This is a genomic window from Sphingobium sp. VMM (assembly GCF_056790315.1).
The window spans coordinates 82607-98393 of record NZ_JBXGSI010000020.1 but is presented as its reverse complement, the minus strand read 5'-3'; the positions used below and the strand labels follow the sequence as shown (position 1 = coordinate 98393).

The following is a 15787-nucleotide window of genomic DNA, read 5'->3' as shown; positions in this document are numbered from 1 at the left end:
CCGGGCACGCAATTGACTCCCTTTCCCCCTTGGCCGCGAACTGACGGTCAAAAGGGGAAGAGGATCCATGGCGCCAGACCAGTGCCGCATCACCGATCAGGTCGCCATCGTCACCGGCGGCGGTGCCGGCATCGGCCGCGCCATCGCGCTCGCCCTGGCAGAAGCCGGCGCCGACATCGTCATTGCCGACATCATCCCCGAACGCGGCGCGGAAGTGGCGGCGCGCGTTGCGGAGCATGGCCGCGCCTGCCTCGCCATCCCGACCGACATGGCCCAGCCCGATCAGGTCGCGGCAATGGTGGACGCGGCCCAGGCCCGCTTCGGCCGCATCGACATCCTCGTCAACAATGTCGGCGGCGTCGGGCGCAAGAGCTTCCTCGACCAGAGCCAGAACAGCTGGCGCCGCCATATCGACCTCAACCTCGTCTCGATGCTCGCCGCCACCTCGGCCGGCGTGCCGCACATTATCGCGGGCGGACGCGGCGGCGCCATCATCAACGTCTCCAGCATCGAAGGATCGCGCGCCGCGCCCGGCTATGCCGTCTATGCCGCCTGCAAGGCGGGGATGAACAATTTCACCCGGACCATGGCGCTGGAGCTGGCCGATCATGGCATCCGCGTGAACGCGATCGCGCCCGATTTTACGACGACGCCGGGCACGCGCGGCAATCCCCCCGGCCCTGTGGACGAAGCGACATGGTTCCCCGTGCCACCCGCCATGGCCGATGCCACCGCCCGCCGCATCCCGCTACGCCGTCCCGGCATCGACCGCGAATGTGGCCAGGCCGCCCTGTTCCTCGCTTCGCCGATGAGCAGCTACATCACCGGCACCATATTGCCGGTCGACGGCGGCAGCTGGGCCTCGTCCGGCTGGGTCCGCAATCTCGCCCGCCAATGGGTGCTGGTCGAACCGCATGGAGTGTCCGACGCATGAAGATCAACGTCCCCCTGCCCTTCGACCATGCCGACCTGCCCGACGAGTTCGGCACGATGGCCGCGGTCGCCGAAATCGGCCGCACGATCGAGCGGGCCGGCTTCCACGCCGGCCTCGTCACCGACCATCCGGTGCCGACCGGCCGCTGGCTCGACGCCGGTGGCCATCATGCCCAGTCGCCCTTCGTCATGCTGGCCCTGCTCGCCGCCCATACCACGACCCTGCGGCTGCAGACCGGCATCCTCGTCCTGCCCTATCGCAACCCCTTCATCGTCGCGCGCGACATCACCACGCTCGACGCCTTCGCCGGCGGCCGGGTGACGCTCAGCGTGGGCGCGGGCTATCTCAAGGGCGAATATCGCGCGCTCGGCGTGGACTTCGACCAGCGCAACGAGTTGATGGACGAATATCTGCGCGCCATCCGCGCCGCCACCAACGGCGAAGAGTTTGTCTTCGAGGGTAGCGGCTATCAGGCGTTCGGCAACCGCATCATCCCCGGATCGCCGCAAAAGCCCGGCCTGCCCCTCTATGTCGGCGGCAATGCCAAGCGCGCGATCCGCCGCGTGGTCGATCTCGCCGATGGCTGGAACCCCTTCTTCACCGCCGGCGGCGGCGTCAACAGCGCCACCACCCGCACCGCCGCGATGGAGAATGAGGCCGATCTTCAGGCCGGCATCGCCTATATGCGCGACTATGCGGCACAGGTCGGCCGCACCGACCTGCCCGATGTGATCCTGGGCGGCGTCAACAAGCCGGGCGAGGATCTCTCCAACCAGCAGATCGTCGACCGCATCGGCATCTATGCGGAATTGGGCGTCACCGCCTGCGGCGTCACGGTCAAGGGCCGCACCCGTTCGCAATGGTGCGACAATGCCGCCCGCATCGGCGAAGAGGTGATCGCGAAAATCTAGGGGACGCCGATCACCGTTTCGGGCTGCTCGGGATAGGCGCGCAGCAGCGCGTTGCACAGCGCCGTGGCAGCACTAGCCCGCTTGTCGGCCGGGCGCACTGTCACGGCGCTGCCGCTCCAGATCACCGCCGCGTCGCCGCGCCGATGCAGGCGCATCTCCAGTTCGGTGCGTTCCAGCGCCACATGGCGCGTCTTGCCGGATGGCACCGCCAGCGAGAAGCTCGATCCCACCGCGCCGGACACGCCGCCGGGCATCAGGTCGGAATTGCTCTTCTCGACCTTGCCGGTCCCGGTCCCGACCTCGGACGCGCGAATGACCAGTTCCATGACCAGCGCGGCATGGCCATCGTCCAGCAGGGTGAAGCCCTTGTCCGACAGGGCCAGGGTGGCCGCATCGACAAAGGCGTCGGCAGCGCCCGCCTGCCCGCTCGCATCTTCCTGCATGGACACCGATATGGTGCCGCCGCTGGGCACATCCGCCGCCGATGCCATCGTCGGCAGCAGCATCGCCGCTGCAACCATCAGCATGGATCGCGCCCATTTCCGCGTGCCAGGCAATCGCTTCTGATCCATCAAGGCTCGATCATCCATCCCAAGCCGAACAGGTCGGCGACCAACACCCCTAAGCCTAGCCGAGCAGCAGCCTGCCGACAATCGCGCTCCCTCACCGGTCCGCCGCTCCAATCTCACACGATATTCATTTGCCTTCCCGCGCATGGCATGACAGCGGCGGAGCATGACGAACCGATCGCCCCGCCATCCGCTCCTGATCGCGCTGCTGCGCTGCAAGCCGGTGCTCGACTTCATCGGCGACGATCCCGACGCGAAACCGCTCGCCCGCAATATCGGCCTGTTCCAGCTGACCACGCTGGGCGTCGGTGCGACCATCGGCACCGGCATCTTCGTGGCGCTGACGACCGCCGTGCCCGAAGCGGGGCCGGCCGTAACCCTGTCCTTCGTCATAGCCGGCATCACCGCCGCGCTGACCGCGCTCTGCTATGCCGAAATGGCCTCGGCCGTGCCGGCGTCAGGCTCCTCCTATTCCTATGCCTATGCGACCATGGGCGAACTCGCCGCCTTCCTGATCGGCAGTTGCCTGCTGCTGGAATATGGCGTCTCCGCCTCCGCCATCGCCGTGGGATGGGGGCAGTATCTCAACGAGCTTCTGTCAATCAGCACCGGCTGGCGCCTGCCCGACATCATCGCCCGGCCGCCCGGTGCAGGCGGCATCGTCAACCTGCCCGCCGTGCTGCTGGTGGGCCTGTGCCTCATCCTGCTGCTGCGCGGCACGCGGGAATCGACCACCGCCAACGCCATATTGGTGATCGCCAAGCTGGCCGTGCTGGCGCTATTCGTCGCCGTTGCGCTCGCCCATTTCCAGCCTACCAACTTCCATCCCTTCGCGCCCAGGGGCATGGTCGGCATCGGCGCTGCGGCCTCCTCCATCTTCTTTTCCTATATCGGCATCGACGCAGTCTCGACCGCCGGCGAGGAAGTGCGCAATCCGCGCCGCGACCTGCCGCTCGCGATCATCCTGTCGCTGCTGATCGTCACCGCCGCCTATATATTGGTCGCGGTCGCGGCGATCGGCGCCCAGCCCTGGACCGAATTTGCCGGGCAGGAAGCGGGCCTGGCCGTCATCCTCCACAATCTCACCGGCGCGGGCTGGCCGGCGGTGATCCTGTCGCTGGGCGCCATCGCCTCGATCTTCAGCGTCACTTTGGTGGTGATCTACGGCCAGACCCGCATCCTCTATGCCATGGGCCGCGACGGGCTGCTGCCCGCCTTTTTCTGCCGGGTCGATCCGGTGCGCCATGTGCCGCGCCAGAATACATGGATCGTCGCGATCGGCGTCGCCCTGCTCGCCGCCTTCGTGCCATTGGACGTGCTGGTCAACCTCACCAGCATGGGCACGCTGATCGCCTTTGCCACCGTGTCGATCGGCGTCATCATCCTGCGCCGCACCCGGCCGGACCTGCCGCGCGGCTACAAGGTGCCCTTCTATCCGGTCCTGCCGATCGCCAGCACGCTCTTCTGCGCCTATCTGATCTTCGGCCTGCCGGCCGACACCTATGCGCTGTTCGCAGCCTGGGTTGGTGCGGCCGCCCTGCTCTATTTCAGCTATTCGATGCGGCGTTCGGCACTGGCCCAGCGCTGACCGTTTACCTCCGCGATACCCTCGGCATGAAGATGATCGGGTCGATATCCAGCACCGGCTTTACCGGGGCCGGCGCAGCGACCTTGGCCATGAAATCCGCCGCCGCCATCTGCTCGATCGGCAGCGAGGGATGCAGCCGATCCCTGGTCACCGTCACCAGCCCGCCCAGGCTGGTCATGCCGAACAGCTTCTGGGCAAAGGCATAAGGCAGGCGGATGCATCCATGGCTGGCCGGATAGCCCGGATTATGCCCGGCATGCAGCGCAATGCCATCCCAGGTCAGCCGCTGCATGAAGGGCATGGGCGCATTGCTGTAGAGGTTGGAGCGGTGCCACTGATTCTTCTGCAGGATCGGATAGTCGCCGGTCGGCGTGCTGTGCCCGGCCATGCCGGTCGACACGCTCGCCATGCCGACCAGCCGGTTACCGCTATAGACATGGGCCATCTGCCGATCGATGCTGATGACCAGATGGATCGGCCCGTCGAGCGGCCCTTCCTCCAGCCAGCGATAGCCACCCGGCGCCAGCGCACCAGCCTTGGCCGCCGGCCGCGCGCGCTTGACCGGCGCGGCCGCCTGCACCGGCAGCGACAGCGCGCCGACAAGCAGGAACAGGCTGGAAAGGCCGAAACGGGCGAAGGACATGAATCCCTTCTTAAGCATGCGCCACACCCGCGCCAGCCCTCAAATCATCCCCATCCCGCCCCGCGACGGGACAGCATCGTCAGATCAGCAGCAGTTGCGCCACCGGCGAAAAACTGCGCCGGTGCAGCGGCGTCGGACCATGCTCACGCAGCGCCGCCATATGCTTGGCGCTGCCATAGCCCTTGTTGCTCTCCCAGCCATAATGCGGATGGTCGGCCGCCGCCGCGATCATGATCCGGTCGCGCTCTTCCTTGGCCAGGATCGACGCAGCGGCGATCGACAGGCATTTGGCGTCGCCCTCCACCACCGCGGTCGAGGCCCAGCGCCAGTTGGGGCAGCGATTGCCATCCACCAACACATGGGCGCACTCCTGCGACAGCGCCTCGACAGCGCGGGTCATGGCCAGCATCGTCGCCCATAATATGTTGAGTTCGTCGATCTCGGCTACGCTGGCGATACCAAGGCCCCAGCACAGCGCACGAGCCTTGACCTCCCCCTCCAGCGCAGCCCGCCTTTTGGCGGTCAGTTTCTTGGAATCATTGAGGCCCTCGGGGCAATCCTCCTGTCGCAGGATGACGGCCGCCGCGACCACCGGCCCCGCCAGCGGCCCGCGCCCGGCCTCATCCACCCCGGCGACCAGACCGGGATGATGGATCAGTTCATGCGCAAAATCAGGCATAGGCGTGGAAGCCGAAGGGATTGCCCATCGGGCCATGGCCCGCGCCAAGCCCCGGCGCCAGAGCCAATGCCTCGCGCACATATTTGCGGCCACGCTCGACCGCCTCGATCAGGTCCAGCCCCTGCCCCAGGCCAGTCGCGATCGCGCTCGCCAGGGTGCAGCCGGTGCCATGGCTGTGCCGCGTGTCGATCCGCGCATTGCTCCACGCCTTGCGCACGCCCTGAGGCCCGATCAGCCGGTCGGTCAGCATCGGCCCCTCGCCATGGCCGCCCTTGGCCAGCACATGGGTGGCGAAACGGATCGCGATTTCCTCGCCGCCCAGCGCCGCCAGTTCGGGGATATTGGGCGTCACCAGCGTGGCGATGGCCATCAGCCGCTCGAACGCCGCGATCGTCACATCGTCGGCCAGCAGCGATCCGCTGGTCGCGACCATGACGGGGTCGAAGACGATCGGCACATGCTCCAGCAGCGCCAGCCGCTCGGCCACCGCTGCCGCCGTCTGCGCCGAACCGATCATGCCGATCTTGACCGCGTCGACGCCGATGTCGGCGATGCAGCTTTCCATCTGCGCCAGCACCATCTCGGTCGGCACCGGGTGGACGCCCTGGACACCCAGCGTGTTCTGCGCGGTGATCGCGGTGATCGCGGTCATGGCATGGCCGCCCAGCAACGTGACCGTCTTGATATCCGCCTGAATACCGGCGCCGCCGCCGCTGTCCGACCCGGCAATGATGAGAATGCGGGGCACGCTCATCCCTTGAACTTGCGCTCCGTGGAGGCGGGGTTGTCCGCCAGCGCCTTGCCCATCCGGGTCGGCCGATCCATCAGTTCGCCGCCGCAATTGGGGCAGCGATCGTCCAGCGCTTCCGCGCAGGGCGCGCAATAAGTGCATTCGAACGAGCAGATGAACGCGCCGGGCTCATCGGCCGGCAGGTCGGTGCCGCAGCGTTCGCAATCAGGGCGCATCTCAAGCATCAGGCCGCCGCCTTCTCGACCGCGGCGCAGATCCGCTCGACCACGTCCTTGACCTGATCCTCGCGGTCGCCTTCGGCCATGACGCGGATCACCGGTTCGGTGCCCGACGGGCGGATGACCAGCCGGCCCGACCCGTTCAGTTCCGCCTCGGCTTGGGCGATCACCCGCTGCACCGCTTCATCCTCCAGCGGCTTGCCGCCGGCGAAGCGGACATTCTTGAGCAATTGGGGCACCGGATCGAACTGGTGCAGCGTCTCGCTCGCCGGCTTGCCCGAGCGGACCAAAGCGGCCAGCACCTGCAGCGCCGCCACCGTGCCGTCGCCGGTCGTCGCATAGTCCGACAGGATCATGTGGCCGGACTGTTCGCCGCCGACATTGAAGCCGCCTTCGCGCATCCGCTCCAGCACATAGCGATCGCCCACCTTCGTCCGCTCCAGGCCGATGCCCTGCCCGGTCAGGAAACGTTCGAGGCCAAGGTTCGACATGATCGTCGCCACCAGCCCACCGCCGCGCAGCGTGCCGGCGCGGGCGAAATTGGATGCGATCAGCGCCATGATCTGGTCGCCGTCGACAATCTGGCCCTTTTCATCGACCACGATCAGCCGGTCGGCATCGCCGTCCAGCGCAATGCCGATGTCAGCGCCGGAGGAGACGACCGTTTCCTGGCACAGCAGCGGCGCGGTCGATCCGCAGCCGTCATTGATATTGGTGCCGTTGGGCGTGACGCCCACGGCGACCACTTCTGCGCCCAATTCCCAGAAGGCCGACGGCGCGACCTGATAGGCGGCGCCATTGGCGCAATCGACCACGATCTTGAGTCCGTCGAGCCGCAGGTCGGCGGGGAAGCTGGACTTGACCGCATGGATATAGCGGCCACGCGCATCCTCGACCCGGCGGGCGCGGCCGATATCCTTGGACGCGGCCAGCGGCACGTCCTGGTTCAGCAGCGCCTCGATCTTCAGCTCATCCTCGTCCGACAGCTTGTAGCCATCCGGGCCGAACAGCTTGATGCCATTGTCATAATAGGGATTGTGGCTGGCCGAGATCATGACGCCCAGGTCGGCGCGCATCGAATGGGCCAGCATGGCGACGGCCGGCGTCGGGATCGGCCCGAACTGGACCACGTCCATGCCGACCGCGGTGAAGCCCGCGACCAGCGCATTTTCGACCATATAGCCCGACAGGCGGGTATCCTTGCCGATCACCACCCGATGGCGATGGCTGCCGCGCTGGAAATGGGTGCCGGCCGCCATGCCGACCTTCATCGCCAATTGCGGCGTCATCGGCCACTGGTTGGTGCGACCACGAATACCGTCAGTGCCGAAATATTGTCTGCTCATGCGATCCTGCCCCAGGGCGGCTATGGGTAAAACTCACCTCCCCCATAGCAATCTTTGATCGACTTTCCACCGCTGTCCCGGCATCGCGGCCGCATGGAAAATTTCAATGCCGCCGTCGATGCGCTGTCCAGTGCCGTCTTCTTCAAGGTTCCCCTGTTCGGCGCGCAGATCGAGCTGATCGTGCTCTATCTGGCGCTCCCCATGCTGTTCTTCACCATCTGGCTGGGCTTCCCCAATGTCACCCAGGTCGGCCGGGCGATCCGCATCCTGCGCAGCCAGCCGCATGAGGGCGAGGCGAAGGGCGATGTCAGCCAGTGGGGCGCGCTCTCCACCGCCCTGTCCGGCACCATTGGCCTCGGCAATATCGCCGGCGTCGCGGTGGCGCTGACCATGGGCGGGCCGGGCGCGATATTGTGGATGTTCATCATCGGCTGGTTCGCGATGACGGTGAAGATGGCGGAGGTCACGCTGGGCCTCAAATATCGCGTCTTCGACGAGCGCGGCCATGTCCATGGCGGGCCGATGTATGTACTCAAAGCCGTCGGCGCAGCGCGCGGCTGGCCGAAGATCGGCCTGGTTCTGGGCGGCGCCTATGCCTTCTTCGCCCTGTTCGGCGCGATCCCGATGGTGCAGGTGAACCAGAGTTTCGCCCAGGTGAAGGTGGTCACCGGCATGACCAATGGCTGGGCCTATGGCGTGTTCATCGCGGCCGCCGTCGCGCTGGTGACGATGGGCGGCGCGGCCTGGCTGGGCGAAGTGTCGAAGCGCCTGACCCCGCTCAAGGTCACCGTCTATCTGGGCGGCGTCGCGGCGATCCTGATCCTGCATGCCGACGCCATTCCCGGCGCGCTGGCGCTGATCTGGCACGGCGCCTTTTCCAGCGATGCGGCCACCGGCGGGGCGATCGGCGCCTTTGTCGCGGGCATGCGCCGCGCGGTCTTCGCCAGCGAGGCGGGCGTCGGCTCCGCCGTCATGGCGCACAGCCTGGCCCGTGCCCGCCATCCGGTGTCCGAAGGGCTTGTCGCGCTGCTGGAGCCGCTGCTCGGCACGATGATCGTCTGCGCGCTGGGTGGGCTGGCGCTGGTGGTAGCAGGCACCTGGAATAACGGGCTGGAGGGCATCGCCATCACGTCGGCCGCCTTTGCCAAGGTGTCGCCCTGGTTCCCCTGGCTGCTCGCCGTCGTCGTCTTCCTCTTCGCCTATTCGACACTGGTCGCCTGGGGCTTCTATGGTCTTCAGGCCTGGGGCTATCTGTTCGGCAATGGCCCCCGCGCCCAATGGGTCTACAAGATCCTCTATGTCGTCGCCCTGCCCCCGGCCGCCGCGATCGACCTTGGCCGGGTGGTCGGCATCGTCGACAGCAGCTTCTTCCTGATGGCGATCCCCAATGTCATCGCCCTCTATCTGTGCGCCGGCGAACTGCGCCGCGACGTGAAGGCCTATCTGGCGGAACAGGCTTAACTTCGCACATTTCCCGCACATTCTGACATAATATTGCGGGGCCGCGATCCTATCGGAAAGCGGCCCCGTTCTTATAGCATGAGCTTAACCAGATAGGACAGAAACGAAAAAGGCCCCGCCTGTCGGCGGAGCCTCTTCGATCGTGCAGACGGTGGGGCGTCAGATCTTGTCGCCGAGCGCACCCTTGACCGAGCCAGCCACATCCTGGGCCGTACCCTTCGCCTTCTGCAGCTTGCCTTCGGCTTCCAGGCGTTCATTATCCGTGGCCTTGCCGATCGCTTCCTTCGTGGCACCGGCGGCCTTGTTGCCCGCAGCCTTCACCTTGTCGGTCAGTTCACCCATATGGTTTCTCCTTGGAAGTGGCTTTCCCCCTGTCAACCATCGGACTGGGGAAAGGTTTCCATCGAAACGCGGGCGTCACGACAAAATCAGGGCTTGATCCCGTAGCGGGCATAGACGGCGTCGATGCGCGGATCGATGCGGCGGGCGACCGCGATTTCCGCGTCCCCCTCGCTCGCTCGGCCCAGCCTGTGCAGCACGATGCCGCGCATGTAGCGGCTTGGCTCCTTGCCCGGTTCCTGCGCGACGACGACGTCCAGGTCGCGCAGCGCATCGTCGAACCGGCCCATGCGGAACCACAGCATCGCCCGGCTGTCGAGCGCGGCCATGCTGCCCGAACTCAGCTCCACCGCCTTGGTGCAATCCTGCATCGCGCTGTCCAGTTCGACATTGCGCGATCCCTTGACCCAGCAACGCTCGTTGAACAAGCCGGTCATGCCTGGCTTTTCCGCCAGTTGCGCATCGATGATCTCGATCGCCTTGGCCGGATCGCCATAGGTGCCGAGCAGCGTCGCCTTGAAGCTGCGATAGCTATCTCGCGCCTCGCCACCGATCGCGATCTTGGCGTCGACCATGCCGATCGCATCGTCCAGCTTGCCGCTTTCCGCCAGATAGGTCGCGACCGTGCCGACCGCCGCGCCCGACGCCGGGTCGAGCTGGCGCGCCATGCGGCCATCGGCCAGCGCGCCGGTCACGTCGCCGGTCTGGAACCGGCGATAGGCACGCTGCAGATAGAGGTCGACGTCGGGCTTGATTCCGATCGCCTTGTCGAGATCGACCAGCGCATTCTTGTAGTCGCCAATGCCCCAGCGGAAATTGCTGCGACTGGAATAGCCGGTCGCATCCTCCGCATCGGCGGCGATCGCCTTGGCAAAGGTCGCCTCGACCGCCTTGGACTGCGGCCAGGCGGCGATGGTCGCCGGGCTGTAATCCCACAAATAGGTCGGCTTGGCCGGGCCAATCACATGTGGCGACATCGCCTGCACCGTGGCCAGCGCGTCGCGCTCGTCAGGCAGGCGGTCGGCCGCGATCTCGACGCCGGTGGCGTCGGTCCGCTCCTCGACATCCAGCACGCCGTCCTTCAGCTGCACGGTCCGGCGCAGGTCATAGCCGGCCACCGTCTTGCTAAGCCCCTGCTCGCCTTCGATCGCATAGCCCTTGCCGCCCTGGGGCAGGCGCAGGCGCAGATGATAGCGGATGCCGATCGGCGCGCTCGTCGCCACCGGAATCGCCAGCCAGGCGGGGCGTGCCCGGTCCGGCGCGAAGCTGATCTCGTCGATCAGCTTGCTGGCGTCGCGGCGATAGCGCCGGTCGCTGAGCTTCCAGGGCGAGCTGGTGACGCCATGGGCGGTGAAGGTGACGGTGGCCAAAGCCGCATCGGTGGTGACGCCGACCTGGCTATATTGGGCGGTGCCGACCTGCTCGCTGAAGAAGCCCTGCACCATCTCGTCCCGCCGCTTGGCATCCATCTGACCAAGGCCAGTGCTGATCATGGTGGCGATCTGCCCGCGCAGCACCGCCTTGGCATCGAACACGGTCGGCAGCTTCTCATGCCCGCTCTCGTCCGCCTCGACACTGACGTCGATCGTCGGCCGGGCATTGGCATGGGTCTGGATCGGCATCAGTTCAGCCCCGGCGGTCCGCACTGGCAGCACCGATCCGAAGCGCGGCGTATCGCCGATATCCTCCAGTCGCGATCCCAGCCCGGTGCCGTCGAGCCAGTAGGATTGGCCATCGATCACCGCACGCACCAGCACATGGTCGAAGGCCGCGGCCGTGGGCAGCCGTTCCGGCACGGAATCGCCCAGGGTCGAACTGGCCAGCACCGGCTCCGCCTCGATCCCCAGTCCGCGCAACAGCGAAAGCAGCAGCAGCGTCTTCGCCTTGCAGTCGCCATAGCGCAGCGTCCAGGTCTCGGCCGGCTTCTGCGGGACATAATTGCCGCCATTCATGCCGACCATCAGATAGCGGACATGGTCCTGCACCAGTTGCAGCGCAGCCGCCGCCTTGTCCTTCGGCGATCCCGGCAGCACCTTGAGCTTGGCCAGTTCGCCCGCCAGCGGCGATCCATCGGCGATCAGCCCGTCGGTCGCATAGAGCGGCGCCATCGTCTTCGATACATCGGCCCAGCTGGCGAAGGTCGACAGTTCGAACAGCGGCGGATGGGTGAAGCGGGTCGGCGCGTCGGCCGGCATTTCCGGCTGCTTGGCCAGCGGCACCGCAAAGCTCAGCTCGGTGAGGCCGCCCTTCTTGACCGGCTTGGCATCGACGCCGCTCGCCAGCAGCTTCCAGCGCGGCGCATCCGCATCGTCCCACAGCAGGCGGACCCGGCCATAGCCCAGCCGCAGCGGCGCGGCCGGCAGGGCCGAGACATTCTGGACATGGCCGCCCAGCGCATCATCCTTGCTGGTGGTCGAATAGCGCAGCCGCACCACATCGCCCACCTGCACCCCCTCGACCGCCATGGTCGCGGTCAGGATGCCGCTGATCTGCAGCGCCTCCAGCCCCTGCTCGCGGCGCAGCACGGTGAATTTCTTGCCGCTGGCCAGCGCATCGATCACCTGATCGCCGCGCAGGATCGACAGTTCATGGATGATGAGGTCGCCCTTGTCCGGCGCCCAGGGCAGCGTCAGCGACGACAATTGGGTCAGCGCCTCGGCCGAACCAGCGCGGGTGGCGATGTCGGCATAGTTCCACAACTGGCCCTTCTCGACCCGCTGCTGGCTGTCGAGGATCATCATCGAGGGCGGATCGCCATCAGCCGCCAGCTTGGGCATCGCCGCCTTGTCGATCCAGCCGGGGGCCGGCTGATACAGCGGCACCTCTCCGGCAAAGGCAGGCGCCACAACCGTCATGGCCGCCGAAGCCGCCAACCACCCAAAATGTCTCATTTCCCCCCGAACTTCCTTTTGCACTAAGCCCCGTTTGACCGAAGGCTATGGCATCGCGGCGAAGCGCTCAAGGGGAAGCATCACGCGCAAAGAAAAAGGGGCCGGAAAACCGGCCCCTTCTCGAAATTCGCGGCAGTCGCGAAGCGGATTAGCGCTTCGAGAACTGGAAGCTGCGGCGGGCCTTCGCCTTGCCGTACTTCTTACGCTCGACGACGCGGCTGTCGCGGGTCAGGAAGCCTTCGGCCTTGACCGCGCTGCGCAGCGCCGGCTCATACTTCGACAGAGCCTGGGCGATGCCGTGCTTGACCGCACCGGCCTGGCCCGACAGACCGCCGCCCTTGACGGTGGCGATCACGTCATACTGACCTTCACGGTCGGTGACGCCGAAGGGCTGGTTGATGACCAGACGCAGGGTCGGGCGAGCGAAATAGACTTCCTGGTCACGGCCGTTGACCGTGATCTTGCCGGTGCCGGGCTTCACCCACACGCGGGCCACGGCGTCCTTGCGGCGGCCGGTGGCATAGGCGCGGCCGAGGCCGTCGATTTCCTGGGCACGCAGCGGAGCCGAGGGCTGGACCGGCGCGGCAGCGACGGGCGCTTCGCCTTCGACGGCAGCCGGGGCAGCGGCAGGAGCGGCAGTGGCCAGCGACGCGAGGTCGGACAGGGACTGACGGTTATCGGACATTATGCACCCACCTTGTTCTTGCGGTTGCGCGACGCGAAGTCGAGCACTTCGGGGTTCTGGGCTTCATGCGGATGCTCGGTGCCGGCGAAGATGCGCAGGTTGCGCATCTGCTGGCGGCCCAGCGGACCACGGGGGATCATACGCTCGACGGCCTTTTCCAGGACGCGCTCGGGGAAACGACCTTCCAGGATCTTCTGGGGAGTGGTTTCCTTGATGCCGCCGGCATAACCGGTGTGCTTGTAGTAAACCTTGTCGGTCAGCTTGCGGCCGGTGAACTTGACCTTGCCCGCGTTGATGATGATGACATTGTCACCGCAATCGACATGGGGGGTGAAGCTCGGCTTGTGCTTGCCGCGCAGGATATTCGCCACAGTCGAAGCGAGACGACCCACGACCAGCCCTTCGGCGTCGATCAGGATCCACTTCTTTTCGACCGTTGCCGGGGTTGCCGGCTTGGTGGTCTTCATCAGCGCCTTCATGGTGCCAATTCTCCAAGAATGAACAGTGAACCAGCTACCCAGGGGTCGCCGGAAGATGGGCGCTAATGACGTTTGGGGGCCGACAAGTCAAGAGATTCGGCGGCTTTCACGACGGGTAAAATAATACCACTCACTTGCCGGCAGCGGTCAGGCTCCGCTTTTCGGTCAGCGTCTGGGCGCCCAGGGTCAGGGTGCGCTCCTGCGCATCGACCAGTCCCGTCTGTGCCGACACGATATAGCGCATCGCGACATGGGCGCCCTCCCCCTGCAGATCCTCCTGCAAGGTCAGGCGGTTGCCGTCATGGGCGGCAAGGACGGAATCACCCTCCACTGCGACGGCGCGCCCCAGCGGCGGGCCGGCCATGGTGCGCACGCCACGCGGCCTGGCATCGTCAACTTCGCTGTCAACGAACAGCAGCAATGGCTGCACCTCGCCCGACAGCAGCGCCAGCCGCCCTTCGGGCGTCAGCCCGTCGAGCAAGGCCAAGACGTTCTTCGCCGTGCGCTGCCCCGCACTGCCCTCCGGCGCCCTCGCGACCATGGCGTTGAGCGCCTTTTCCATCGTGGCGCGCACATCATCGATATTGTCGAGGCTGACAATCTTGCCATGGGCATCGAGGCGGAAGCGATGCTCCACCCCGATCAGCGGCGAGAGGGCCGCGCGATAGGCGTCCGCCCCCGCACCGGGCGCATCGCTGTCCAGGCTGCGCAGCGTGACATGCAGGATGTAACCGTCCCCTGCCTTTTCGAAGCGCAATATCCGGTCGGCCCAGAACAGGCTGTCGCGCCCGTCGACCGGCCGATGCTGTTCGATGCGATAGAGCAGATCCTGCCCGGTCGGCGGCGCGAAGCCGATCGCGACCGGGGCGGCCAGCGCCGGCGAGGCGAGCGCCAGCGACAGGAAGGCGATAACCCGCTTCATGCCAGTTGCTCCGCGACCCAGGCGGCAAAGGGCGGATGGGCGGCATCGACCGGCAGCGCCAAGATCGCCGGCACATCATAATCGTGCAGCTGCGCGATCCGGGCCATCAGCGCGGCGCGCCGGTCGGCGCTGGTCTTGAACAGGACCGGGACTTCGGCGCCTTCTTCCACCTTGCCCTGCCATTCATAGATGGAGGTGCAGGGGCCGAGGATATTGGCGCAGGCGGCCAGCCTCTCCTCGACCAGCGTGCGGGCGACGGCACGCGCCTGCTCGGCCGATCCGAACAGGCTGTAGACCAGCACGACCCCACTCATGCCCGGCGCGATCCCACGGCATGGGCGCCCCATGCGGCCGAGGCCACCACCAGCGCGCCGACCGCCTGGTGCAGCACGGCCAGCGGCAGGGCGATGCCGCTGATGACGGTGGCGATGCCCAGCAGCACCTGCGTGCCGACCGCCGCATTGATCGCGATCGACGCGCCGCGATGGCCCGCCGCCTTGGCCTTGCGCGCCAGGATGATCAGCATCGCCGCCGCCCCCCACGCCCACCAGCGGTGGATGAAATGGACCAGATAGGGATCGCTGGAGACGGTCGCCCAGAGCGAACCGAGCCACATGATCCCTTCGGGCACCAGATGGTCGTTCATCAGCGGCCAGGTGCTGGAGACATAGCCGGCGTCGAGGCCGGCGGTGAAGGCGCCGAACATCAGCTGGACCAGCAGCACCAACAGGGTCGCCAGCGCAAAGGGCTGCAACGCGGCGGGCCGGGCATAGGGATTGCGCGCCAACAGGTCGAGCGCGGTCCAGATCAGCCCGCCGATGATGAAGAGCGCGGTCAGCAGATGCACCGCCAGCCGATAATGGCTGACATCGGTGCGCACCGACAGGCCCGACTTCACCATCCACCAGCCGATCGCGCCCTGCAACCCGCCCAGCGCCAGCAGTGCGACCAGGCGCCAACCATAGCCGGCCGGGATCGCCCGCCGCGCCGCGAACCAGATCAACGGCAGGGCAAAGGCGACGCCGATCAAGCGGCCGAGCAGCCGGTGCAGCCATTCCCAGAAGAAGATGAACTGGAAGGCGGCCAGGCTCATGCCCTTGTTGATCTCCTTATATTCGGGGATCTGCTGATAGTCGCGAAACGCCTCCATCCACTGGTCATGGGTCAAGGGCGGGATCGCGCCGGTGATCGGCTTCCACTGGGTGATCGACAGGCCGGATTCGGTAAGGCGCGTGATGCCGCCCACCACCACCATGCAGAAGACCAGCGCCGCCACGATGAGCAGCCAGCGGGCAATGGCAACGGGACGCGGAGCCGCGCTGAACGCGGTCGGGGAAGAACGTGTCATGCCCGGTCCATGCGCCCATGCCG

Annotated in this window: 17 protein-coding genes; 4 read left to right on the top strand and 13 right to left on the bottom strand. The window is 66.6% G+C overall.

Annotated features, from left to right (window positions below; genetic code table 11):
- Positions 1-67: 67 nt before the first annotated feature.
- Both ACUCV3_RS21910 and ACUCV3_RS21905 read left to right on the top strand, forming a co-directional pair.
- Positions 68-934, top strand: a complete 867-nt coding sequence (locus tag ACUCV3_RS21910; protein WP_482241142.1) for an SDR family NAD(P)-dependent oxidoreductase — start codon at positions 68-70, stop codon at positions 932-934.
- Positions 931-1845 (top strand): TIGR03619 family F420-dependent LLM class oxidoreductase, encoded by a 915-nt coding sequence (locus ACUCV3_RS21905; RefSeq protein ID WP_279729205.1) that lies wholly within the window; start codon positions 931-933, stop codon positions 1843-1845. Before ACUCV3_RS21910 ends, ACUCV3_RS21905 begins: the two co-directional genes overlap by 4 nt.
- Here the strand turns inward: ACUCV3_RS21905 and ACUCV3_RS21900 are convergent.
- Entirely contained in the window at positions 1842-2372 is a 531-nt protein-coding gene (locus tag ACUCV3_RS21900; protein WP_482241141.1) for a hypothetical protein, read from the bottom strand. The genes ACUCV3_RS21905 and ACUCV3_RS21900 overlap by 4 nt on opposite strands.
- A 208-nt stretch (positions 2373-2580) precedes the next feature.
- On the opposite strand from ACUCV3_RS21900, the gene ACUCV3_RS21895 reads away from it, so the two are divergent.
- Positions 2581-4002 carry an APC family permease gene (locus ACUCV3_RS21895; RefSeq protein WP_279729202.1) on the top strand — a complete coding sequence of 474 codons (1422 nt, stop codon included), beginning with the start codon at positions 2581-2583 and terminating at the stop codon, positions 4000-4002.
- Positions 4003-4006: 4 nt separating this feature from the next.
- Here ACUCV3_RS21895 and ACUCV3_RS21890 read toward each other — a convergent pair whose 3' ends face one another.
- From ACUCV3_RS21890 to glmM, 5 genes are all read right to left on the bottom strand, one after another.
- On the bottom strand, positions 4007-4645 hold the full coding sequence (locus ACUCV3_RS21890; RefSeq protein WP_279729220.1) for a L,D-transpeptidase family protein: 639 nt from the start codon (positions 4643-4645) through the stop codon (positions 4007-4009).
- 79 nt (positions 4646-4724) lie between these two features.
- Entirely contained in the window at positions 4725-5324 is a 600-nt protein-coding gene (rnhB, locus tag ACUCV3_RS21885; RefSeq protein ID WP_279729200.1) for a ribonuclease HII, read from the bottom strand.
- Positions 5317-6078, bottom strand: coding sequence for a bifunctional hydroxymethylpyrimidine kinase/phosphomethylpyrimidine kinase (gene thiD, locus ACUCV3_RS21880; RefSeq protein ID WP_279729199.1), 762 nt, complete (start codon positions 6076-6078; stop codon positions 5317-5319). The genes rnhB and thiD overlap by 8 nt, the downstream gene beginning before the upstream one ends.
- Positions 6075-6299, bottom strand: coding sequence for a DUF1272 domain-containing protein (locus ACUCV3_RS21875; RefSeq protein WP_037509726.1), 225 nt, complete (start codon positions 6297-6299; stop codon positions 6075-6077). Before ACUCV3_RS21875 ends, thiD begins: the two co-directional genes overlap by 4 nt.
- Positions 6299-7639 (bottom strand): phosphoglucosamine mutase, encoded by a 1341-nt coding sequence (gene glmM / locus ACUCV3_RS21870; RefSeq protein ID WP_122927864.1) that lies wholly within the window; start codon positions 7637-7639, stop codon positions 6299-6301. The genes ACUCV3_RS21875 and glmM overlap by 1 nt, the downstream gene beginning before the upstream one ends.
- Positions 7640-7732: 93 nt before the next feature.
- Here glmM and ACUCV3_RS21865 point away from each other — a divergent pair, with 93 nt between their 5' ends.
- Entirely contained in the window at positions 7733-9100 is a 1368-nt protein-coding gene (locus ACUCV3_RS21865) for an alanine/glycine:cation symporter family protein (RefSeq protein ID WP_037509730.1), read from the top strand.
- A gap of 159 nt (positions 9101-9259) precedes the next feature.
- On the opposite strand, the gene ACUCV3_RS21860 is transcribed toward ACUCV3_RS21865, so the two are convergent.
- The 7 genes from ACUCV3_RS21860 to ACUCV3_RS21830 form a co-directional block, all read right to left on the bottom strand.
- Complete coding sequence (locus tag ACUCV3_RS21860; protein ID WP_004210977.1) at positions 9260-9442, bottom strand: CsbD family protein; 183 nt, start codon at positions 9440-9442, stop codon at positions 9260-9262.
- A gap of 86 nt (positions 9443-9528) precedes the next feature.
- Positions 9529-12294, bottom strand: a complete 2766-nt coding sequence (locus ACUCV3_RS21855) for a DUF3857 domain-containing protein (RefSeq protein ID WP_279729195.1) — start codon at positions 12292-12294, stop codon at positions 9529-9531.
- Positions 12295-12478: 184 nt separating this feature from the next.
- Positions 12479-13015, bottom strand: a complete 537-nt coding sequence (gene rpsI / locus ACUCV3_RS21850; RefSeq protein ID WP_004210975.1) for a 30S ribosomal protein S9 — start codon at positions 13013-13015, stop codon at positions 12479-12481.
- Positions 13015-13494 (bottom strand): 50S ribosomal protein L13, encoded by a 480-nt coding sequence (gene rplM / locus ACUCV3_RS21845; RefSeq protein ID WP_004210974.1) that lies wholly within the window; start codon positions 13492-13494, stop codon positions 13015-13017. The genes rpsI and rplM overlap by 1 nt, the downstream gene beginning before the upstream one ends.
- A 130-nt stretch (positions 13495-13624) precedes the next feature.
- Positions 13625-14416, bottom strand: a complete 792-nt coding sequence (locus ACUCV3_RS21840; RefSeq protein ID WP_279729194.1) for a hypothetical protein — start codon at positions 14414-14416, stop codon at positions 13625-13627.
- The gene (cutA, locus tag ACUCV3_RS21835; protein WP_482241140.1) at positions 14413-14730 is read right to left on the bottom strand and encodes a divalent-cation tolerance protein CutA; all 318 of its coding nucleotides are present in this window, start codon (positions 14728-14730) and stop codon (positions 14413-14415) included. Before cutA ends, ACUCV3_RS21840 begins: the two co-directional genes overlap by 4 nt.
- On the bottom strand, positions 14727-15764 hold the full coding sequence (locus tag ACUCV3_RS21830) for a COX15/CtaA family protein (RefSeq protein ID WP_482241139.1): 1038 nt from the start codon (positions 15762-15764) through the stop codon (positions 14727-14729). Before ACUCV3_RS21830 ends, cutA begins: the two co-directional genes overlap by 4 nt.
- Positions 15765-15787 lie beyond the last annotated feature (23 nt).